The organism is Raoultella sp. (assembly GCF_039594335.1).
Taxonomy (GTDB): Bacteria; Pseudomonadota; Gammaproteobacteria; order Enterobacterales; family Enterobacteriaceae; genus Klebsiella.
Genome location: NZ_JBCNNS010000009.1, coordinates 23,469 through 45,174 on the forward strand (window position 1 = coordinate 23,469; position 21,706 = coordinate 45,174).

Below are 21,706 nucleotides of genomic sequence, written 5' to 3' on the forward strand. Positions count from 1 at the left end.
CACTCACACCCGGCACTGCCGGGTATCCTTATTACTTATCAAAGAGATAATGGTTAACCAGGTTTTCCAGCTGCTCCTGATGGCCACTCTGATGTTGGGGAGCCAGATTATACTGCGCCGCGTACTGCGCAATCTCCGTCAGTGTCATCTGCCCCTTCAGGATTTGCTGACCCAGGTCACCATTCCAGCCGGCATAGCGTTTCGCGACCCGCTTATCCAGCTCACCCTCTTCTATCATTCGAGCCGCTACTTTCAGCGACAGCGCCATCGTATCCATCGCCCCAATATGGCCATAGAACAGATCGTATTTATCGGTGCTCTGGCGACGAACTTTGGCATCAAAATTCAGGCCGCCGGTGGTAAAGCCGCCGGCTTTGAGAATTTCATACATCACCAGCGCATTCTCTTCCACGCTGTTCGGGAACTGATCGGTATCCCAGCCCAGTTGCGGATCGCCGCGGTTGGCATCCACGGAGCCGAAGAGACCCAGCGCAATGGCGGTCGCAATCTCATGGTGGAAGGAGTGTCCGGCCAGGGTTGCATGGTTCGCTTCGATATTCAGTTTGATCTCTTTTTCGAGGCCAAACTGCTTGAGGAAACCGTAGACGGTTGAAGCATCATAATCGTACTGATGTTTGGTCGGCTCCTGTGGTTTTGGCTCAATCAGCAGCGTGCCCTGGAAGCCGATTTTATGTTTGTGTTCCACCACCAGTTGCATAAAGCGGCCAATTTGCTCGCGCTCCTGGCGCAGATCGGTATTGAGCAGGGTCTCGTAGCCTTCGCGGCCGCCCCACAGGACATAGTTTTCTCCGCCCAGTTTGTGGGTGGCATTCATGGCGGTCACCACCTGAGTCGCCGCCCAGCTGAAGACCTCCGGATCCGGGTTGGTCGCCGCCCCTGCGCCGTAGCGCGGGTTGGTAAAGCAATTTGCCGTCCCCCACAGCAGCTTCACGCCGCTCTGTTCCTGCTTCGCTGCCAGTACATCAACCATCCGGGCAAAATTGTCCAGATACTCCTTCAACGACGCCCCTTCCGGTGAGACATCCACATCATGGAAGCAGTAGTATGGCACATTAAGCTTATGGAAAAACTCGAAGGCAACGTCCGCTTTACGCTTCGCCATTTCCAGCGCGTCGCCCGGTTGCTGCCACGGACGATTAAAGGAGCCCACGCCAAACATATCTGCCCCGTTCCAGCAGAAAGTATGCCAGTAGCAGGCGGCAAACCGCAGATGCTCTTCCATGCGTTTACCCAGTACCAGCTCGTCCGGGTTATAGTGACGGAACGCGAGCGGGTTGGTGGTTTTTGGGCCTTCATAACGAACGCGATCGAGTTGATCGAAATAGGTTTGCATAATGAACTCCATATTCAGGGGTGCGGCGGGTAATAAGTCATAAGCCAATATAGAATTCATGTTTTACTTTCCTCAATTACGTTATTTCACACGGCGATTGAGAGAATCCACAAACGTGCGCCAGATCGCACAACTGAATATTATCAATGCGCTCCCCGCCATCGTTTCAACGACATATCAATGATATAGCGATTTTATTTATTTTTAAAAACCAGATCGTGGTCATAAATCAGAAAACAAACTAAATTTCGTAATCCAAAAATAAGAACAGATAATTGCCAGTCCTCCTTTAGCTGTTAAGAATCTACTACGTATCAGGCCGTTTCTTTACCCCGTTCGTCTTATCCTGCACTTTACAAAAAAGGCTGATTATTATGAAGATAAAGAACCTTTGCCTCACGCTCTGTGCCTCACTCCTGCTGACCAGTATGGCGGGGATTGCGAAAGAAGTTAAGATTGGTATGGCCATTGACGATCTCCGCCTTGAACGCTGGCAAAAAGACCGTGATATATTTGTCAACAAAGCCGAATCATTAGGTGCCAAAGTCTTTGTTCAGTCTGCCAATGGCAATGAAGAAACACAAATGTCGCAAATTGAAAATATGATAAACCGCGGCGTTGATGTTCTGGTTATTATTCCCTACAACGGCCAGGTATTAAGCAATGTGATTAAAGAAGCCAAACAGGAAGGCATTAAAGTTTTAGCTTACGATCGTATGATCAACAATGCAGACATTGATTTCTATATCTCCTTTGATAATGAAAAAGTAGGCGAAATGCAGGCCCGAAGCCTGGTGGATAAAATCCCTCAGGGAAATTATTTCCTGATGGGCGGCTCCCCGGTAGATAATAACGCCAAGTTGTTCCGTGCCGGACAAATGAAGGTGCTCAAACCTTATATCGATGCAGGTAAAATTAAGATCGTTGGCGATCAGTGGGTTGACGGCTGGCTACCGGAAAATGCATTAAAGATTATGGAGAACGCCCTCACCGCTAACAATAACAAAATCGACGCGGTCGTCGCTTCCAACGATGCCACCGCCGGAGGCGCGATTCAGGCATTAAGCGCGCAGGGGCTGGCGGGCAAAGTCGCCATTTCCGGCCAGGATGCCGACCTTGCTGGCGTGAAGCGTATTATTTCCGGCACGCAGACCATGACCGTCTATAAACCGATTACCACCCTTGCCACCACCGCCGCTGAAATTGCCGTCGAGCTCGGTAATGATAAAGCTCCGCATGCTGATACCACGTTGAATAACGGCCTTAAAGATGTTCCGTCCCGCCTGCTCACCCCGATCGAAGTGAATAAAGACAATATTGAACAGACGGTCATCAAAGACGGTTTCCACAAAAAGAGCGAATTATAATTCCTGACGCCCCTCGCCGGGGCGTCATTCTCGTCCAGCTGGATATCGCTTATGCGGAGCATCTATGTCCTGGTTACTTGAAATGAAAAACATCACCAAAACCTTCGGTACCGTGAAGGCGGTAGATAATATCAGCCTGCGGCTTAACGCAGGTGAAATTGTCTCACTCTGCGGCGAAAATGGTTCTGGTAAATCCACGCTCATGAAAGTCCTGTGTGGAATTTATCCACACGGCAGCTATGACGGTGAGATTGTTTTCGCCGGTGAAACGCTTAAGCCTACTCATATTCGCGACACCGAACGCAAAGGTATCGCCATTATTCACCAGGAACTGGCGCTGGTTAAGCACCTGAGCGTTCTGGAAAATATTTTTCTTGGTGCGGAAATCTCCCGCTATGGTCTCCTTGATTATGAAACCATGACCCTGCGCTGCCAGAAGCTGCTGGCACAGGTGAATTTGACCATTTCACCCGATACCCGCGTCGGCGATCTCGGCCTTGGGCAACAACAGCTGGTTGAAATTGCCAAAGCGCTCAATAAGCAGGTGCGTTTATTAATCCTTGATGAACCTACCGCCTCTCTCACCGAGCAGGAAACGGCCATTCTACTGGATATCATTCGCGATCTGCAGGCCCATGGTATCGCTTGTATTTATATTTCCCACAAGCTGAATGAGGTGAAAGCCATCTCCGACACCATCTGCGTCATTCGCGATGGCCAGCATATTGGTACCCGCGACGCCAGCGGCATGAATGAAGATGATGTGATAACCATGATGGTGGGTCGCGAACTCACCGCTCTCTACCCAAACGAGCCGCACGACTGCGGCGATGAAATTTTACGCGTCGAGCATTTAACCGCCTGGCACCCGGTCAACCGGCACATTAAGCGGGTCAACGATATCTCTTTTTCACTGCGTCGCGGTGAAATCCTCGGTATTGCCGGGCTGGTCGGCGCCGGGCGTACCGAGGCTGTACAGTGCCTGTTCGGCGTCTGGCCGGGACGCTGGGAAGGGAAAGTGTTCATTGACGGTCATCCGGTGGCGATTCACCACTGCCAGCAGGCTATCGCCCACGGTATTGCTATGGTCCCGGAAGACCGCAAGAAAGACGGTATCGTGCCGGTGATGGCGGTGGGTAAGAACATCACTCTGGCGGCGTTAAATCAGTTTACCGGTCCGTTGAGCAGCCTCGATGATGCCGGGGAGCAGCAGTGCATCCAGCAATCCATCCAGCGGCTGAAAATCAAAACGTCATCGCCAGAACTGGCCATTGGTCGTCTGAGCGGCGGCAACCAGCAGAAAGCGATTCTCGCCCGTTGCCTGTTGCTGAATCCGCGCATCCTGATCCTCGATGAACCCACTCGCGGGATCGATATCGGTGCGAAATACGAAATCTACAAACTGATTAATCAGCTGGTGCAGCAGGGGATAGCCGTCATCGTCATCTCGTCCGAACTGCCTGAAGTTCTCGGGTTAAGCGATCGTGTGCTGGTGATGCATGAAGGCAAGCTGAAAGCCAATTTAGTCAATCATCATCTGACCCAGGAACAGGTGATGGAAGCCGCGTTGAGGAGCGAACACCATGTCGAAAAACACGTCGTCTGAGATAAAAATCATCCCGCCCGCCCCTGCCGGTATGCCTGGACTCAAAGGGCTGAACCTTCAGGTTTTCGTGATGATCGCCGCGATTGTGGTGATTATGCTGTTCTTCACCTGGGCCACCGAAGGAGCCTATTTAAGCGCACGTAACATTTCTAACCTGCTGCGGCAGACAGCGATCACCGGTATCCTGGCGGTCGGGATGGTTTTCGTCATTATTTCCGCCGAGATCGATCTTTCCGTGGGCTCGATGATGGGGTTGCTCGGTGGGGCAGCGGCGATTTTTGACGTCTGGCTCGGCTGGCCGCTACCGCTGACCATTGTGGTCACGCTGGTGATGGGGCTGATTCTCGGCGCCTGGAACGGCTGGTGGGTCGCCTACCGCAAAGTCCCGTCGTTTATCGTCACTCTCGCCGGGATGCTGGCGTTCCGCGGTATTCTGATCGGTATCACCAACGGCACCACCGTCTCCCCCACCAGCCCGGCCATGTCGCAAATCGGACAAAGCTATCTGCCTGACGGTTTGGGTTTCGGCATCGGCGTCATTGGCATGGCGGCCTTTATTGTCTGGCAATGGCGCGGTCGCCTGCGTCGCCAGTCCCTGGGGTTAACCACACCAGCGCCAACCTCAACGGTGGCTCGTCAGAGCATTACCGCGGTTATCGTGCTCGGCGCCATCTGGCTATTAAACGATTATCGCGGCGTCCCCACGCCGGTTCTCATCCTGGCAGCTCTGCTGCTGGCGGGGATGTTTATGGCCACCCGAACAGCCTTTGGCCGGCGAATTTATGCCATTGGCGGCAATCTGGAAGCCGCACGTCTGTCCGGAATTAGCGTTGAACGAACCAAGCTGGCCGTTTTCGCCATCAATGGTCTGATGGTGGCCATCGCCGGTCTGATCCTCAGCTCGCGGCTGGGCGCCGGTTCGCCTTCCGCCGGTAACATTGCCGAGCTGGATGCTATTGCCGCCTGCGTCATCGGCGGCACCAGCCTCGCCGGCGGGGTTGGTAGCGTCGCCGGTGCAGTCATGGGGGCATTTATCATGTCGGCGCTGGATAATGGTATGAGTATGATGGACGTCGCCACGTTCTGGCAGTACATCGTCAAAGGCGCCATTTTACTGTTGGCGGTATGGATGGATTCGGCGACGAAGCGCAGAACGTAGGCCTGTCGAATTAAGAATGCCCGAATTCTTTGCGCTACCGCCGGATTTACGCATAAGAGGCTTGCCATGTTTCGGGCATTGGCCGGTATTGTATGGCCAGAAAGGGAAACCAGGAAAAGAGACTATGTTTGCAAAGCGCCACCGTATTACGCTGCTATTCAATGCCAACAAAGCCTACGACAGGCAGGTGGTCGAGGGGGTAGGAGAATATTTACAGGCATCGCAACAGGAATGGGATATCTTCATTGAAGAGGATTTTCGGGCGCGTATCGAGAATATCAGAGAGTGGCTTGGTGACGGCGTGATTGCCGATTATGACGACCCGGAAATCGAAAGACTGCTGGCAGACGTCGAGGTCCCGATTGTCGGCGTCGGCGGCTCCTACCATCGCCCCGAATGCTATCCCCCGGTGCACTATATTGCGACGGATAACGCCGCGCTGGTCGAAAGCGCCTTCCTGCATCTGAAAGAAAAAGGCGTCCAGCGCTTCGCCTTTTACGGGCTGCCCATTTCCAGCGGAAAACGCTGGGCGGTCGAGCGCGAATACGCGTTTTGCCAGTTGGTCGCGAAGGAGAAATATCGCGGCGTTGTTTACCAGGGACTGGAGACCGCGCCGGAAAACTGGCAACACGCGCAGAACCGCCTGGCAGACTGGCTGCAAACGCTCCCCCCACAAACCGGGATCATCGCCGTGACCGATGCCCGAGCCCGCCACGTGCTCCAGGCCTGCGAGCTGCTACATATTCCGGTGCCGGAAAAGCTGTGCGTCATCGGCATTGATAATGAAGAGCTGACCCGCTACCTGTCGCGTGTAGCGCTCTCCTCAGTGGCACAGGGGACACGGCAGATGGGTTACCAGGCGGCCAAGCTGCTGCATCGGCTGCTGGATAAAGAGCCGCTCCCGCTGCAGCGCCGGCTGGTGCCGCCGATGCGGGTTGTCGAACGGCGCTCCACGGATTATCGCTCGCTCACCGATCCGTCGGTGATTCAGGCGATGCACTACATCCGCAATAACGCCTGCAAGGGCATCAAGGTCGAACAGGTGCTGGATGCCGTCGGCATCTCCCGCTCTAACCTCGAGAAGCGCTTCAAGGAGGAGGTCGGCGACACCATTCACTCCATCATTCACCGCGAGAAACTCGAAAAGGCACGTAGCCTGCTGGTATCTACCACGCTGTCGATTAATGAAATTTCGCAAATGTGCGGCTATCCGTCGCTGCAATATTTCTATTCGGTATTTAAGAAAGAGTACGACGTGACGCCGAAGGAGTATCGGGATCGGCACAGTGAAGTGATGATGTAGAGAGTGTGAGACCGCAAAGACAAATGCCCGGGGCTGACGCTCCGGGCATTTGCTATTACAGATGGGCAGCAATCAACCGCTGGTTGTCCTGATACATCGCGAAGAGATAGTTGTTGTAGCTCGACCCTTTGGTCGAATAGCCCTTCAGCTTATGAATCATGGTGCTGGCCGTCACTTCCTGATCCGTTTTACGCAGTTGCGCGCGTGATTTACGGAAGGCGTTGTATGCCGGATGCGTGTTCAGGTTCGTCACGTAAGCCTGTACAGACTCCTCCACCGAATCAAACTGGGAGTAGCCTTTCATCGCACCGCGGCAATTTCCGCCACCGCATTTCATACCAAACAGATTGTTGTTCATCCGCGCCAGTTTGGACGTACCCCAACCGCTTTCCGCCGCCGCCATGGTCGCCACCATACTGTTGGGAATGATGTCAACGCGTTCCATCAGCGTGTTCCATGGAATATGGCGCGTATTGCCAGACCATTTCACCTTATAGCGTGCCGCAATATCCTTCAGGCGCGTGCGCTCTGTCGGTGACCAGCGTGAATCGTATTGTTTGGAAACAAGCCAATTACGATCGGCGGTAATCACCTGATTCTGTTTAGTAATATAAGGCATTACTGTCCGGAGAAACGCTTTTTTCCTTGGGGTTCCGGAAGGGTATTTTCGCAAATCAGGAAGTGAACTACTCTTTACACTATTGCGAGAATACTCTTGTTTACTGCTTACCTTAACTTGACTACTTTTCTTTACTTGTGAGGCTTTATGACTCGTTGTTGCTGTGTGGGTTGTTGCCAACACACTACCTGAAAATATGCAGGTAAGTAACATGAGTATCGCAGCCCCATATCGTCGCATGGGAATCGATATCATTAGGTCTCCTGGTCGGATTTAATCATTCCAACACCTTGTTTTACGCAAAAAAACGTTAATTGAGTTGCGAATAGTATCAAAAATACCCAGTGAGAGCACTAACAGAAATAGTCCAATTCCTAAAAGCTGTCACCTGAAATCGGTTTCCGCGCCGTCACCAGAGAGCGAAAATGTTAGCGCCGTCTCATTTTTTGCCTGTTTTTTGACCTCTGTCACTCACCCCTTTTTGTCCTCCCTGCAAAAGCGCAGACGGGATGAGCTCATTATCCGGTTTACCGGGCAAACTGAACAAAAAACCGCTCACAGGACTCCAGAATGAAACTCGCTGCGCTAGCGTCGCTCTTGTTGCCAGGAATGGCCTTCGCCGCCTGGACCACCACCGATTTTCCGGCCTTTAGCGAAGAGGGCTCCGGCAGATTTATCAGTCAAAATGAGGTGGCGAAGGGTACACGTCCGCTACAAATTAATTTTGACCAGCAGTGCTGGCAGCCCGCCGGGGCTATCAAACTCAACCAGATGCTGTCCATGGAACCCTGTCGCGGCGCCCCGGCGCAGTGGCGGGTCTTCCGCGAAGGTCGCTACACGCTTGAAGTGGATACCCGCTCCGGGACGCCAACGCTGATGCTTTCTCTGGAGGAAAAAGAGGCGGCAGCGACTTCCGCGCCGCAACTGCTTCAGTGTCCAAAATGGGATGGTAAGCCGCTAACGCTGGATGTCAGCAAAACCTTTGCCGAGGGCAGCAAAGTCCGTGATTTTTACAGTGGCAATATCGCAACGGTCAGTGCCGGGAAAATTACGCTGCTGCCAGCCCCCAACAGCAACGGCTTACTGCTACTTGAGCGGGCCGACACCACTGCCGACGCCACCTTCAACTGGCATAACGCCACCGTCTATTTCGTGCTGACCGACCGTTTCGTCAACGGCAACCCGGCCAACGATAACAGCTATGGGCGGCACAAAGACGGTATGCAGGAAATCGGCACCTTCCACGGCGGCGACCTGCAAGGGCTGACCAGCAAACTTGACTACCTGAAAGCGTTAGGTGTTAACGCGCTGTGGATAAGCTCGCCGCTGGAACAAATTCACGGCTGGGTAGGCGGCGGAACCAAGGGCGATTTCCCGCATTACGCCTATCACGGCTACTACGCCCAGGACTGGACAAAACTGGATGCCAATATGGGCACCGAGGAGGATTTACGTCGCCTTGTCGATGAGGCGCACAAACGCGGTATTCGCATCCTGTTTGATGTGGTGATGAACCACACCGGCTACGCTACCCTGGCCGATATGCAGGAGTTCAAATTCGGCTCGCTGTATCTGCAGGGCGACGAGCTGAAAAAAACGCTCGGGGAACACTGGACCAACTGGCAACCCGGCCCGGGCCAGACCTGGCACAGCTTCAACGACTACATCAACTTCAGCGATAAAGCCGGCTGGGAAAAATGGTGGGGGAAAAAGTGGATTCGTACCGACATAGGCGACTACGACAACCCCGGCTTTGACGATCTGACCATGTCCCTGGCCTTCCTGCCGGATCTGAAAACCGAATCGACCGCCCCTTCCGGGCTGCCCAATTTCTATCAACAAAAGCCTGATACGGCGGCAAAAGAGATTCCCGGCTATACGCCGCGCGATTATCTGACCCACTGGTTGAGTCAGTGGGTACGTGATTACGGTATTGACGGTTTCCGCGTCGATACCGCCAAACATGTTGAACAAGCAGCCTGGCAGCAGTTGAAAACCCAGGCCACCGCGGCGCTGGCGGCATGGAAAAAGGCCAACCCGGATAAAGCGCTGGATAACGCGCCTTTCTGGATGACCGGTGAAGCCTGGGGTCATGGGGTGATGCAAAGCGATTACTACCGCCACGGTTTTGATGCGATGATTAACTTCGACTACCAGGATCAGGCGGCGAAAGCGTCAGGCTGTCTCTCCAGTATTGACCTGACCTGGCAGCAGATGGCGGATAAACTGCAGACGTTTAACGTCCTGAGCTATCTCTCATCCCACGACACGCGTCTGTTCCGCGAAGGCGGCAGCACCGCGGCAGAACTGCTGCTGCTCGCGCCAGGCGCGGTACAGCTCTTCTATGGCGATGAGTCCGCGCGGCCGTTCGGGCCTACCGGCTCAGATCCGCTGCAGGGAACGCGCTCAGATATGAACTGGCAGGACGTCGAGGGGAAAGCCGCGCTCAACGTCACCCACTGGCAAAAACTCGGCCAGTTCCGCGCCCGCCACCCGGCAATCGGGATGGGCAAACAAACCACGCTCTCTGTACCGCAGGGTTACGGTTTCGTCCGTGAATACGTCGATGATAAAGTCATGGTGATCTGGGCAGGCCAACGATAACTCCCCTCTTCTGATGGCTCCCTGGTCTGTTCGGGGAGCCTTTTACAGAATAAAAAACCAATAAAAAAACACAACACAGCATAAAAGTGAAATCTTAAACTTTCCTGCCGATTTGCACCGCGTCGAGGCTGGCGTTATGGTTATCCACTTTCCAGCAACACCGACAGATTATCCGCAATGACATTTTCACTTTTCGGCGACAAATTCACCCGTCATTCAGGCATTACCCGCTTGATGGAAGACCTCAATGATGGCCTGCGCACTCCGGGCGCAATCATGCTGGGCGGCGGTAATCCCGCGCAGATCCCGGAAATGAACGAATACTTCCAGAACCTGCTGGCCGATATGCTCAGTAATGGTAAAGCCCTTGATGCGCTTTGTAATTACGACGGACCACAGGGAAAAAGCGAGCTTCTGACTGTGCTGGCGCAGATGCTGCGTGAAGAGCTGGGCTGGGAGATCGAACCACAGAATATTGCACTGACAAATGGCAGTCAGAGTGCATTTTTCTACTTGTTTAATCTCTTTGCCGGGCGCCGTGCGGATGGTAGCACCCGCAAAGTCCTGTTCCCGCTGACGCCGGAATATATCGGCTACGCCGACTCGGGCCTTGAAGAGGATATGTTTGTTGCCACTCGCCCGAATATTGAGTTGCTGCCAGAAGGTCAGTTTAAATACCACGTCGATTTTGAGCACCTGCAGGTCACGGAAGAGACGGGAATGATTTGCGTCTCTCGCCCGACCAACCCGACCGGTAACGTGATTACCGACGAAGAGCTGATCAAACTGGATGCGCTGGCCCACCAACACGGCGTCCCGCTGGTGATTGATAATGCGTATGGCGTGCCTTTCCCGGGGATTATTTTCAGCGACGCCAGGCCGCTCTGGAACCCGAATATTGTGCTGTGTATGAGCCTGTCCAAGCTGGGCCTGCCGGGCAGCCGCTGCGGGATCATTGTGGCCAATGAGAAAATCATTACCGCTATCAGCAACATGAACGGGATTATCAGCCTTGCGCCGGGCGGAATAGGGCCGGCAATGATGTACGAAATGATCAAACGCAATGACCTGCTGCGCCTGTCGGAAACGGTCATCAAACCGTTCTACTACCAGCGCGTACAGGAAACTATCGCCATTATTCGCCGCTATCTGCCGGAAGATCGCTGCCTGATTCATAAACCTGAAGGAGCGATTTTCCTCTGGCTGTGGTTTAAAGATCTGCCGATCTCCACCGAGTTGCTGTACCAGCGGCTGAAAAAACGCGGCGTGCTGATGGTGCCGGGCGACTACTTCTTCCCGGGCCTTGATAAGCCCTGGCCGCATACCCACCAGTGCATGCGCATGAACTACGTGCCAGACCCGGAGAAAATTGAAGCGGGCGTGAAAATCCTCGCCGAAGAGATTGAGCGGGCCTGGGGGGAACAAGACGCGTAATCGCGTGTTTTGTCGCCCGCCTAAATCGCCAGCGCCGTCCGCCGACGGCGCTCGCCGCTTACTCTCTCCAGCGCTGCCGGCGTCATGCAGTACAGCGCCTGGGTCGGGCAGGCCGCTACGCAGGCCGGGCCGTCTTCGCGATGACCGCACAAATCGCATTTCAACGCCTGCACGCCATCGCCGGTCATCATCACCAACATCGCGCCATACGGGCAGGCCAGCATGCAGCTTTTGCAGCCAATACAAAGGGATTGTTCAACGTATACCGCATCGCGGACCCGGCTAATAGCCCCCGCCGGGCAGACGTTGGCGCAGGGCGCATCTTCGCAATGATGACAGGTCACGGCGGTTGTAAAAGACCCGCTTTTCATCACCCAAATGCGTGCGCTGAAGGCTTTTGGAGAAAGTGCGGCGCAATCCTGATTTTCCTGGTGTGACACCACGCAGGCGACTTCACAGGTACGACAGCCAATGCATTTGGCCGAATCCGCAATGATAAAACGGTTCATTTTCCCCCCCGCCTGACGTTGATTAGCGTCAGAGTGCCAGAAAACGAACCGCCTTCGCTTTGATCCTGGCGGGGATTATTGCCAGATCTGTCACCTGCCTCACCGCATCTGCCTTTTTGCCTACACGCGTAAGGTAAATCCCAGTTCGTTAGAGATGGCCTGTGCCGTGTCGCGTAGCGGCTTGAGCAGATTTTTCTCACCAATCTGTTTCAGACGTGACGTCGAGAGTGAAATGGAGATGGCATACGGCACACGGTGTTGAATATCAAACACCGGAACGGCGATGCAGGAAACGCCAAGCTCATTCTCTTCGCGGTCCATCGCCATCACGCTTTCACGAATTTGCGCCAGCTCATCGTACATCGCAGGTAGCCCCGTAATGGTGTTGCGCGTCAGAGGCTGAATCTGCTCCTGATGCCTCTCCCAGTACTCTTTCACATATTCCGGCTGACCAAATGCCAGGTAAATCTTACCCATTGCCGAACAGTACAGCGGCATATGTTGGCCGATATAAGCGCGGGTACGCAGCATCCCGGTCGTCGGTTCCAGCTTATAAATCAGAATGGCGTGATCGTCCTCACGGCTGGAGAAATTGATGGTTTCCCCGGTAGAGAGGTTCAGCGCTTCCAGATGCGGCGCCGCTACGTGGATAATATTCAGCGACGTCAGGGCTTTTTGCCCGACGGCGATAAATTTCGTGGTTAAACGGTAACTCCCGGCGGCAGGTGCGGGAGTGACGTAGCCACAGGATTGCAGCCCTTGTAGTAATCGGTGCACGGTGCTTTTGTTCAACCCGGCCAGTTCTGAAAGATTCGCCAGCGGGCAACCGTTCGGGTAATTACTCAAGATTTCTATCAGCATCAAACCGCGAAACAAGCTTTGGCTTCCAGCCGGCCGCTCCTTCTCCGGCGCGTTTTCACTCTCTTTTATGTTCATCGCTTCTGCTCTCCATTCAGTGGCGACCTGATGGTAGCGCAAAGTGTGTTTCACTTCACGATCTGAACATAAATTTTGTAATTAACTGATTTTATTGAATTTCAAAAACAGCCTCACCGATTGCTTTGTGAAATCATGATCGATATATTTGAAATCAGATTTCGCATAGTGAAATTTATAGATGGCAAAACGTTCTTATTCCCTCGTCGGGAGGTCACCTTAAATGGCAGAAGCAGCAGTGTTGTCTCCGTTGTTATCTATGCGCCACATCATCAAGCGCTTTGGTGGAAATGTGGCGGTCAATAACGTCAGTCTGGATATTTATCCGGGCCAGGTTGTGGCGTTGCTGGGAGAAAACGGTGCCGGCAAATCGACGTTGATTAAGGTGCTGGCGGGCGTCTATTCCCGTGATGGTGGCGAGATCCTGTTTCGCGGTCAGCCGGTGGATTCAGCCGCCGCGTTACGTCAGGGCAACGAACAGCCTATCGCCTTTATTCATCAGGATTTAGGCCTGGTAGAGTGGATGACCGTCGCCGAAAACATGGCTCTGGTGATGGGGTTTCCCCGTCGCTTTGGTCTGATTGACTGGGCGGCCACCAAACGCCAGGCGCAAAAAGCGCTGGAAGATATCGGCATTCAGCTCGACCCGGATGACCGCGTGTTTGACCTTTCCCGCACGGAAAAATCCCTGTTGGCGATTGCCCGCGCGGTGGCGGTTGACGCCTCGGTGCTGGTGCTCGATGAACCGACAGCTTCACTGCCTGCCGACGATGTACGCCATCTGTTCCGCGTCATGAATATCCTGCGCGAGAAGCAGGTCGGCATGATTTACATCACCCACCGCCTGGATGAGGTGATGGAGATGGCTGATACGGTTTGTGCGATGCGCGATGGCTGCTACGCCGGGGGCGGCGATATCGGCCACTACAGCCTGCGTGGTCTGGTCGAGCTGATTGTGGGCGAAGGCCTGCGTGATGACCAGCGTCAGGCCTTACCCGATGCCAGCGCGCCGGTGCTGTTGAAAATGGATCGCGTCAAAGTGGGCGATACCGGGCCGGTCTCCTTCGAGTTGCGTGCCGGTGAGATGGTGGCACTCGCCGGTCTGCGTGGCGCCGGTCAGGAAGAGATTGGACGTTTACTGTTTGCCTGCAGGACGCAGGAAAGTGGAAAAATCACTTTAAATAGCGTGCCGTTTACGGCGACAACACCAGGGGAGGCGATGTCCGCAGGCGTCTCTTTTGTCGCCGGCGACCGTCTTCATGAAAGTCTGATTCCGGGCATGATGGTGCGTGAAAACCTGTTTATGAACCCATGTAAACACGGTCATGCGCCGCTTTCCCGCTATAACGAAAAAAGCGAAGCGCCGCTGTGCTGGGAGAAAATCCGCCAGTTCGACGTGCGCCCCTCGCAGATAAATATTGAAATCAGTGCACTGTCGGGCGGCAACCAGCAAAAAGTGGTAATGGCACGCTGGCTCTCGCTCAATGCCCCTCTGCTCATTCTGGAAGATCCTTCTGCTGGCGTTGACGTAGGCGCACGCGCAGAAATTTACGATTTACTCAATCAGGCGCTGCGAAACGGCGTTGCCATTTTGGTCATCTCCAACGACCTGGAAGAGGTGGCGCACATCTGTAACCGGGCGCTGGTGTTTAACCGTGGGCAGATCGTCGGCGAACTTCTCAACCAGGATGTCACCTTTGCCAGATTGCTTGAGCTGGCATCGGGCAGCGGCACCATACATTAAGTCGGAGTGCGTTATGGCTAAAACATCAATGAAATCGACGGCCCTGGAATCACGCGTATCGCTTCATGAACACGGTGTGGCTACCTGGCTTGGACAATTGACCACTCGTTACGGTTTACCCGCGATCTGCGTGGTACTGGTTATCATTTTTTCACTGACAACACCTTCGTTTGCTTCCCTGTTGACGTTGCAGGCGATCCTCGACAGCAAATCGAAAATCGCCCTGTTGGCGCTGGCAGCAACCATCCCGATGATTGTCGGCAAAATCGACCTGAACGTCGGCTTCGGCATCGTGCTCTGGCACATCCTCGCCATTACTTTGCAGGTTGAATATGGTTTCTCCTGGCCCGCCGCTGTGGCGATCGTGCTGGTGCTCTCTGCGCTCTATGGCTTGCTGAACGGTATTCTGGTGGCGCTGGCGGATATCGACAGCTTTGTTGCGACCCTGGGTTCCGGTACGGTGCTGTACGCCATCGCGCTCTGGCACTCTGGTGGCCGACAGATCGTCGGTGATTTACCGGACGCCTTTATCGCCCTGCATCACTCCGACCTGTTCGGCATTCCGGTTGTGGCCTTCTACGTCCTTTTTGCCGCCGTGGTGTTGTGGATTATTACCGAACATACCCCGATTGGTCGCTGCATGTATGCGGTGGGCGGTAACCCGGTCGCCGCAGCGCTCAACGGCATTTCCGTTAATCGTTACATCATCGGGGCATTTATTACTTCCAGCACCTTAACGGGCTTTACCGGGGTGATCATCGCCGCTGAACAGGGCGTGGGCCAGGCCAGCGTCGGTATGGACTATCTGCTCCCGGCTCTGGTGGGCGCGTTCCTTGGCAGTACCACCATTCGTCCCGGCCGGGTGAACGTCTGGGGCACAGTGGTCGGTATTGCGGTGCTGGCAATTGGTATTGCGGGCATCCAGCAGTTCGGCGGCGCGTTTTGGGTCGAACCGCTGTTTAACGGCGCGACGTTGCTGCTGTCGATTACCCTGGCAGGCTATGCCCAACGCCGTCGGGCATTAAATAAAAAATTGGTGCAGCGGGCACAATCGCCAGCATCAGGCTCCTCCGTTACCCAATGACTCTCGCGTAAGGAACTGAAAATGAATAACAAAATAGTTCAATACTGTCTGGCTGCCGGGTTGATGATGGCAAGTGGTTTCAGCCTCGCCGACGATACCTTTGTTCAGCAGGCGAAAACGGCGATTGCCAAAGCAACTGCGCCAGTCACCACCTGGGATGGCCCAACCCAGGGCCCGTTGCTGCAGCCGAATAAGAAGATCATTTTCATCGCCTCGGACATGAAAAACGGCGGCGTGCTGGGCGTTAAAGAAGGTCTGGAAGAAGCGGCGAAAACGGCAGGCTGGCAGTTGGATGTGCTGGATGGTGCGGGTTCGGTGAAAGATCAACTGGCGGCACTCAACCAGGCGATCGCCCGCAAACCGGACGGTATTGTCATTGGCGGCTGGAACCCGAACGTCGCCAAAATTCCGCTGAAAAAAGCAGTGAAAGAGGGCATCGTGCTGACCGCATGGCACGCGGTTCCCGCGCCTGGCCCGGTCCCGGCTTACAACATTTTCTATAACGTGACCTCCGATTCGAACGAAGTCTCGCGCATGGCGGCGCTGTATGCGGTGGCGAAATCCAACGGCACCGCCAAAGTGCTTATTTTCACCGACTCGCTGTACCAAATCGCGCTGGATAAAGCCAACGCCATGAAGAAGGTCATTGAGCAGTGCAGCGGCTGCCAGGTGGTGGAATTTATCGATACCCCGCTTGCCGACACCTCCAACCGCATGCCGGGCATGACCTACAGCCTGATCCAAAAATATGGCGACAAGTTCGAATACTCGCTGGCGATTAACGACCTGTACTTCGACTTTATGGCTCCAGCCCTGCAAACCGCGGGCAAAGGCACCGGAGATAAACCACCGTACAACATCTCCGCTGGCGATGGTTCCGTCACAGCCTACCAGCGCGTGCGTGAAGGCAAAGCGCAGATCGCAACCGTCCCGGAGCCGTTGAAACTGCACGGCTGGCAGCTGCTGGATGAATTGAACCGCGCCTTCGCGGGCAAAGAGCCGTCGGGTTATGTCACTCCGGCCCATCTGGTGACCAAAGAGAACATCGGCGCCGACGGTGGTCAGAACAACGAATTCGACCCGGACAACCATTACCGCGATCGCTACAAAGCCATCTGGGGTGTGAAGTGAGATGTTAGCCGTCATGGGAAGTGTTGAATGCCTGTGCTCACCGGCCATTTGGGCGGAAGGCCCGGTGTGGCTGGCAGACCAGCAGTGCCTGATTTTCAGCGATGTGAAGGGCAACAGAATGTTCCGTTGGGATGCGCAAAATGGCGTCAGCGTGTTTCGCGCCGAATCCCACTATGCCAACGGCAACGCGCTGGACAAGCAAGGGCGTTTGTTGACCTGTGAGCACGGTCGACGCGGTATCAGCCGTACCGACGCCGCAGGCAATCACACCCTGCTGGTGGATAAAGTCGACGGGCTGCGTTTTAACTCCCCCAACGATATCGCGGTACGTCAGGACGGGTCGATTTGGTTTACCGATCCGCCCTACGGCATCATCGGTGACGAAGAGGGCTATCGCGCCGCAAGCCAGGTCATTGGCTGCTACGTCTACCGATTTGATGAAGCGCGTAACCAGGTCGCTATTGCCATCAGCGATACCCAACGCCCTAACGGACTGGCCTTTTCGCCGGATGATAAATGGCTATACGTGGCAGATATGTCGGTGATTGATTTTCCGAGCCAGGGCCGGCGGGAAATTCGTGCTTACCGCCTTGAAGGTGATAACGCGTTATTTTCCCACGTCGTAACCCAGGTTAAACCGGGTATTCCGGACGGATTTTGCGTCGACCAGGATGGGAATATTTACTGCAGCTGCGAGACAGGGATTTTGATTTTCTCCGCCGCAGGCGAATTACTGGAAACCATTGCGGTCCCCGAGCGCGTCTCTAACTGCACCTTTGGCGGCCCCGACGGCAATACGCTTTTTATTACGGCGACGACATCACTATACCGGGTGATCCTCGCCCCATCCCGCCTTCAGGGATAAACCGGAGTAACACCGAAACGCACCGGTCCTGCCGGCGTGGTTTTGCAACCCAACACTATTGGGTGAAACGAAATTCCACTATGTGAAATAAAAGATGTGATGGAGAAAGCGTATGTTATTGAGTTTTTCTGACCTTAAAAATGAGTTTAACCGCGTCCTGCTGGCACGCGGCGTGGCGGTTGAAACCGCCGATGCCTGTGCGGAAATGTTCGCCCGCACCACCGAGTCAGGGGTCTATTCACACGGCGTAAACCGCTTCCCGCGCTTTATTCAGCAACTGGAAAACGGCGATATCATCCCGGAAGCCCTGCCAGAACGCACCGCTTCGCTGGGGGCGATTGAACAGTGGGATGCCCGGCGCTCAATCGGCAACCTGACCGCCAAAAAAATGATGGACCGTGCAATTGAACTGGCTTCTGACCACGGTATTGGCCTGGTTGCTGTGCGAAACGCCAACCACTGGATGCGCGGCGGCAGCTACGGCTGGCAGGCGGCTGAAAAAGGCTACATCGGTATCTGCTGGACCAACTCCATTGCCGTGATGCCGCCGTGGGGCGCCAAAGAGTGCCGCATCGGGACTAATCCGCTGATCGTCGCCATTCCGTCTACGCCGATTACCATGGTGGACATGTCCATGTCGATGTTCTCCTACGGCATGCTGGAAGTGAACCGTCTGGCAGGCCGCCAGTTGCCGGTTGACGGCGGCTTCGATGACGAAGGCAATCTGACCCGAGACCCGGCCCCCATCGAGAAAAACCGCCGTATTCTGCCGATGGGCTACTGGAAAGGTTCAGGCCTCTCCATCGTGCTGGACATGATAGCCACCCTGCTCTCCGATGGCTCTTCCGTTGCTGCGGTAACTGAAGACAACAGCGACGAGTTCAACATTTCGCAAGTTTTTATTGCTATCGAAGTGGACAAGCTGATCGAGGGTGCCACCCGCGATGCCAAGCTGCAACGCATCATGGATTACATCACCAGCGCCGAGCGTGCCGACGAAAACGTGCCGGTCCGTCTGCCCGGTCATGAGTTTTCCCGTCTGCTGGAAGAGAACCGCCGCAACGGAATCACCGTTGATGACAGCGTTTGGGCAAAAATCAAAGCGCTATAAGGAATATCATCATGATTTATGGACATATTTCTCAACCTAACGCCTGCAGGTATCCGACAGCGATTGAAAAAGCACTGGAATTTTTGCGCACCACGGACTTCAGCAAACTGGAGACCGGCGTGGTCGAAATCGAGGGGCGCACAATCTTCGCGCAGATCCTCGACCTGACCACCCGTCCGCACGATGAGCTGCGCCCGGAAGTGCACCGCCGCTACCTGGATATCCAGTTTTTATATTCCGGTGAAGAGCAGATTGGTGTCGCTATCGATACCGGCAATAATACAGTAAGTGAAGAATTACTTGAGCAGCGAGATATTATTTTCTATCACGACAGCGAAAACGAATCGTTAATAGAAATGAGACCGGGGAACTACGCCATATTTTTCCCACAGGATGTTCATCGCCCGGCCTGTAATAAAAACCGGGAAACGGAAATCAGGAAAGTTGTGGTTAAAGTTGCTATTTCCGCTTTAGATTAATCCGTCATTTATTTGTCGAACACCGATAAATAAAAGGAGTAAAAAATGGAAAGAAATGACGCCGGTTATATTATCGGCGCATACCCTTGCGCGCCCTCATTTCACCAAAAGAGTGAACAAGAAGAGAAGGAATTCTGGCGCTTACTCGCCGACACGCCCCACATCCGTGGGCTGGAGCAGCCATGCCATGAGAACTTTCACCCCTATGGCGATGAGTGGTTGTTTCAGCATACGCCGCAGGAATGGAAGATGGTGGTGACTGCCATCCCGGAAACGATGCGTCGTCGTGGCGGCGGCAACACGGCTTTCGGCCTGGCCTCCAGCGATGAACAACAGCGCCTGGCATGTGTCGAATTCCATCGTCATTTACACAACAAAATCAATGCGCTAAACAAACGTTTTACCGGCAAGGTCATCTCCCTTGAACTGCAGGCAGCACCGCTTGCAGGCAATGCGAACGTAGGGCAGGCAACCGATGCCTTCGCGCGCTCAATCAAAGAGATTGCGGGTTGGGACTGGTCATGCTCACTCGTACTGGAACATTGTGATGCCATGAACCAGCCTGCCCCCCGCAAAGGTTTTCTACCGCTGGAAAACGTGCTCGAGGCCCTGGCAGGTTACAGCATTGATGTCTGTATCAACTGGGCGCGTTCAGCGATTGAAGGGCGTAACCCCACTCTGCCGCTGACCCACACTCAGGTGGTGCATGCCGCAGGCAAACTGGGGGCGCTGATGTTCTCAGGCACCGCAACCGAAGGACCGTACGGAGAATGGACCGACCTGCACACACCGTTCGCCCCGTTCTGCCCGCAAAGCCTGTTAACGGCGGCTCATGCAAAAGAATTATTTAATGTGGCTGATTCAGAAAAATTACAGTTTGTCGGTATTAAATTACTGGAAATTGATGCGAATGCTGATACGAATCATCGCATAGCCATATTACGCGATGGCATTCACGCGTTAAACATCGCCCAACAATAAATATAAAGCGTCAATTTAATCGCAAGGCCAGTTAATTTAAACAAGAGATTAATATGAACACTTCCTCGTACGCTACAACCGCGAACATTCCGCGCCAACGCTGGTTAAGAATTATTCCTCCGATTCTTATCGCGTGTATTATTTCTTATATGGACCGTGTGAATATTGCCTTTGCCATGCCCGGCGGGATGGATCAGGATTTAGGCATCACCGCGACGATGGCAGGCCTGGCTGGCGGTATTTTCTTCCTCGGCTATCTATTCTTACAGGTTCCAGGCGGCAAAATCGCCGTTCACGGCAGCGGCAAAAAATTCATCGGCTGGTCGCTGGTCGCGTGGGCGGTGATTTCCGTGTTCACCGGTCTTGTGACCAACCACTACCAACTGCTGGCACTGCGCTTCCTGCTGGGTGTGGCGGAAGGCGGCATGCTGCCTGTGGTACTCACCATGATCAGTAACTGGTTCCCGGATGCCGAGCGCGGTCGCGCTAACGCCATTGTCATCATGTTCGTGCCAATCGCCGGGATCATCACCGCCCCGCTTTCTGGCTGGATCATCACCGCCCTCGACTGGCGCTGGCTGTTCATCATCGAAGGCCTGCTCTCCCTCGTCGTGCTGGTGATGTGGGCGCTGACTGTTTATGACCGCCCGCAGGAGGCCCGCTGGATTTCCGACGCAGAGAAAAAGTACCTGGTGGAAACCCTGGCCGCTGAACAGCGCGCCATTGCCGGTAAAACCACGATGAATGCCTCTCTGGGCACCGTGCTGTCTGACCGCACGATGTGGCAACTGATTGCCCTGAACTTCTTCTACCAGACCGGGATTTACGGCTACACCCTGTGGCTACCGACCATCCTGAAAGAGCTGACCCACACCAGTATGGGCCAGGTTGGAATGCTCGCCATTCTGCCGTACGTAGGGGCGATTGCCGGGATGTTCCTGTTCTCTTCCCTGTCTGACCGCACCGGCAAACGCAAGCTGTTCGTCTCCCTACCGCTGATTGGTTTCGCCACCTGTATGTTCCTTTCCGTTGTGCTGAAAGAGAGCGTCTGGCTGTCGTACACCGCGCTGGTCGGATGTGGCTTCTTCCTGCAGTCCGCTGCCGGGGTGTTCTGGACCATTCCAGCGCGTCTGTTCAGTGCCGAAATGGCCGGTGGCGCACGCGGTGTGATCAACGCCCTGGGCAACCTCGGCGGCTTCTGCGGCCCGTATGCCGTGGGCGTGCTGATCACTCTTTACAGCAAAGATGCGGGCGTTTACTGCCTGGCGATTTCACTGGCGATTGCCGCGCTAATGGCGCTGCTGCTGCCGTCCAGGTGCGACGCCAACAGTTCATCTATCGGTGCGGTAAACGCACCGAAACGCGCGATCTGACACCTTCCCCCCTTTCCCACGGGGAGAGGGGCAAACCAGGAAAAAAA

Annotated in this window: 18 protein-coding genes; 14 read left to right on the plus strand and 4 right to left on the minus strand. The window is 54.5% G+C overall.

The annotated features are described in order from the left end of the window. Window positions 1-31: 31 nt before the first annotated feature. Complete coding sequence (gene xylA / locus ACZAHD_RS02740) at window positions 32-1,354, minus strand: xylose isomerase (protein ID WP_462455429.1); 1,323 nt, start codon at window positions 1,352-1,354, stop codon at window positions 32-34. A 374-nt stretch (window positions 1,355-1,728) separates the two neighbouring features. Here xylA and xylF point away from each other — a divergent pair, with 374 nt between their 5' ends. From xylF to xylR, 4 genes are all read left to right on the plus strand, one after another. Beyond that, complete coding sequence (gene xylF / locus ACZAHD_RS02745) at window positions 1,729-2,721, plus strand: D-xylose ABC transporter substrate-binding protein (RefSeq protein ID WP_462455430.1); 993 nt, start codon at window positions 1,729-1,731, stop codon at window positions 2,719-2,721. A gap of 64 nt (window positions 2,722-2,785) precedes the next feature. After that, entirely contained in the window at window positions 2,786-4,327 is a 1,542-nt protein-coding gene (locus ACZAHD_RS02750) for a xylose ABC transporter ATP-binding protein (protein ID WP_462455431.1), read from the plus strand. Then, the gene (xylH, locus tag ACZAHD_RS02755) at window positions 4,305-5,486 is read left to right on the plus strand and encodes a xylose ABC transporter permease XylH (RefSeq protein WP_462455432.1); all 1,182 of its coding nucleotides are present in this window, start codon (window positions 4,305-4,307) and stop codon (window positions 5,484-5,486) included. The genes ACZAHD_RS02750 and xylH overlap by 23 nt, the downstream gene beginning before the upstream one ends. 124 nt (window positions 5,487-5,610) lie before the next feature. Continuing rightward, window positions 5,611-6,789 (plus strand): D-xylose utilization transcriptional activator XylR, encoded by a 1,179-nt coding sequence (gene xylR, locus ACZAHD_RS02760; protein ID WP_462455433.1) that lies wholly within the window; start codon window positions 5,611-5,613, stop codon window positions 6,787-6,789. A 55-nt stretch (window positions 6,790-6,844) separates the two neighbouring features. On the opposite strand, the gene ACZAHD_RS02765 is transcribed toward xylR, so the two are convergent. After that, window positions 6,845-7,663, minus strand: coding sequence for a protein bax (locus ACZAHD_RS02765; protein ID WP_462455434.1), 819 nt, complete (start codon window positions 7,661-7,663; stop codon window positions 6,845-6,847). Window positions 7,664-7,978: 315 nt separating this feature from the next. On the opposite strand from ACZAHD_RS02765, the gene ACZAHD_RS02770 reads away from it, so the two are divergent. Further along, window positions 7,979-10,012: an alpha-amylase gene (locus tag ACZAHD_RS02770; RefSeq protein ID WP_462455435.1), complete on the plus strand. Its 2,034-nt coding sequence runs from the start codon at window positions 7,979-7,981 to the stop codon at window positions 10,010-10,012. Window positions 10,013-10,189: 177 nt separating this feature from the next. Next, the gene (gene avtA, locus ACZAHD_RS02775) at window positions 10,190-11,446 is read left to right on the plus strand and encodes a valine--pyruvate transaminase (protein WP_462455436.1); all 1,257 of its coding nucleotides are present in this window, start codon (window positions 10,190-10,192) and stop codon (window positions 11,444-11,446) included. A gap of 20 nt (window positions 11,447-11,466) precedes the next feature. On the opposite strand, the gene ACZAHD_RS02780 is transcribed toward avtA, so the two are convergent. Both ACZAHD_RS02780 and yiaJ read right to left on the minus strand, forming a co-directional pair. Beyond that, window positions 11,467-11,955, minus strand: coding sequence for a 4Fe-4S dicluster domain-containing protein (locus ACZAHD_RS02780; protein WP_462455437.1), 489 nt, complete (start codon window positions 11,953-11,955; stop codon window positions 11,467-11,469). Between the two features lie 120 nt (window positions 11,956-12,075). Then, window positions 12,076-12,891, minus strand: coding sequence for an IclR family transcriptional regulator YiaJ (gene yiaJ, locus ACZAHD_RS02785; protein ID WP_462455459.1), 816 nt, complete (start codon window positions 12,889-12,891; stop codon window positions 12,076-12,078). Between the two features lie 223 nt (window positions 12,892-13,114). On the opposite strand from yiaJ, the gene ACZAHD_RS02790 reads away from it, so the two are divergent. The 8 genes from ACZAHD_RS02790 to ACZAHD_RS02825 all read left to right on the plus strand — a co-directional run bounded on the left by ACZAHD_RS02790 (window position 13,115) and on the right by ACZAHD_RS02825 (window position 21,659). Further along, window positions 13,115-14,635 (plus strand): sugar ABC transporter ATP-binding protein, encoded by a 1,521-nt coding sequence (locus tag ACZAHD_RS02790; RefSeq protein WP_462455438.1) that lies wholly within the window; start codon window positions 13,115-13,117, stop codon window positions 14,633-14,635. 13 nt (window positions 14,636-14,648) lie between these two features. Further along, the gene (locus ACZAHD_RS02795) at window positions 14,649-15,719 is read left to right on the plus strand and encodes an ABC transporter permease (protein WP_462455439.1); all 1,071 of its coding nucleotides are present in this window, start codon (window positions 14,649-14,651) and stop codon (window positions 15,717-15,719) included. Between the two features lie 63 nt (window positions 15,720-15,782). Beyond that, window positions 15,783-16,850, plus strand: coding sequence for an ABC transporter substrate-binding protein (locus tag ACZAHD_RS02800; protein WP_462455460.1), 1,068 nt, complete (start codon window positions 15,783-15,785; stop codon window positions 16,848-16,850). Window position 16,851: 1 nt separating this feature from the next. Next, window positions 16,852-17,715, plus strand: a complete 864-nt coding sequence (locus ACZAHD_RS02805; protein WP_462455440.1) for an SMP-30/gluconolactonase/LRE family protein — start codon at window positions 16,852-16,854, stop codon at window positions 17,713-17,715. A gap of 112 nt (window positions 17,716-17,827) precedes the next feature. Then, the gene (gene yiaK, locus ACZAHD_RS02810; protein WP_462455441.1) at window positions 17,828-18,826 is read left to right on the plus strand and encodes a 3-dehydro-L-gulonate 2-dehydrogenase; all 999 of its coding nucleotides are present in this window, start codon (window positions 17,828-17,830) and stop codon (window positions 18,824-18,826) included. Window positions 18,827-18,837: 11 nt separating this feature from the next. Next, the gene (locus ACZAHD_RS02815) at window positions 18,838-19,305 is read left to right on the plus strand and encodes a NanQ anomerase/TabA/YiaL family protein (protein ID WP_462455442.1); all 468 of its coding nucleotides are present in this window, start codon (window positions 18,838-18,840) and stop codon (window positions 19,303-19,305) included. A gap of 45 nt (window positions 19,306-19,350) precedes the next feature. Next, window positions 19,351-20,286 carry a DUF4862 family protein gene (locus tag ACZAHD_RS02820; protein WP_462455443.1) on the plus strand — a complete coding sequence of 312 codons (936 nt, stop codon included), beginning with the start codon at window positions 19,351-19,353 and terminating at the stop codon, window positions 20,284-20,286. A gap of 53 nt (window positions 20,287-20,339) precedes the next feature. After that, entirely contained in the window at window positions 20,340-21,659 is a 1,320-nt protein-coding gene (locus ACZAHD_RS02825) for an MFS transporter (protein WP_462455444.1), read from the plus strand. Window positions 21,660-21,706: the final 47 nt, after the last annotated feature.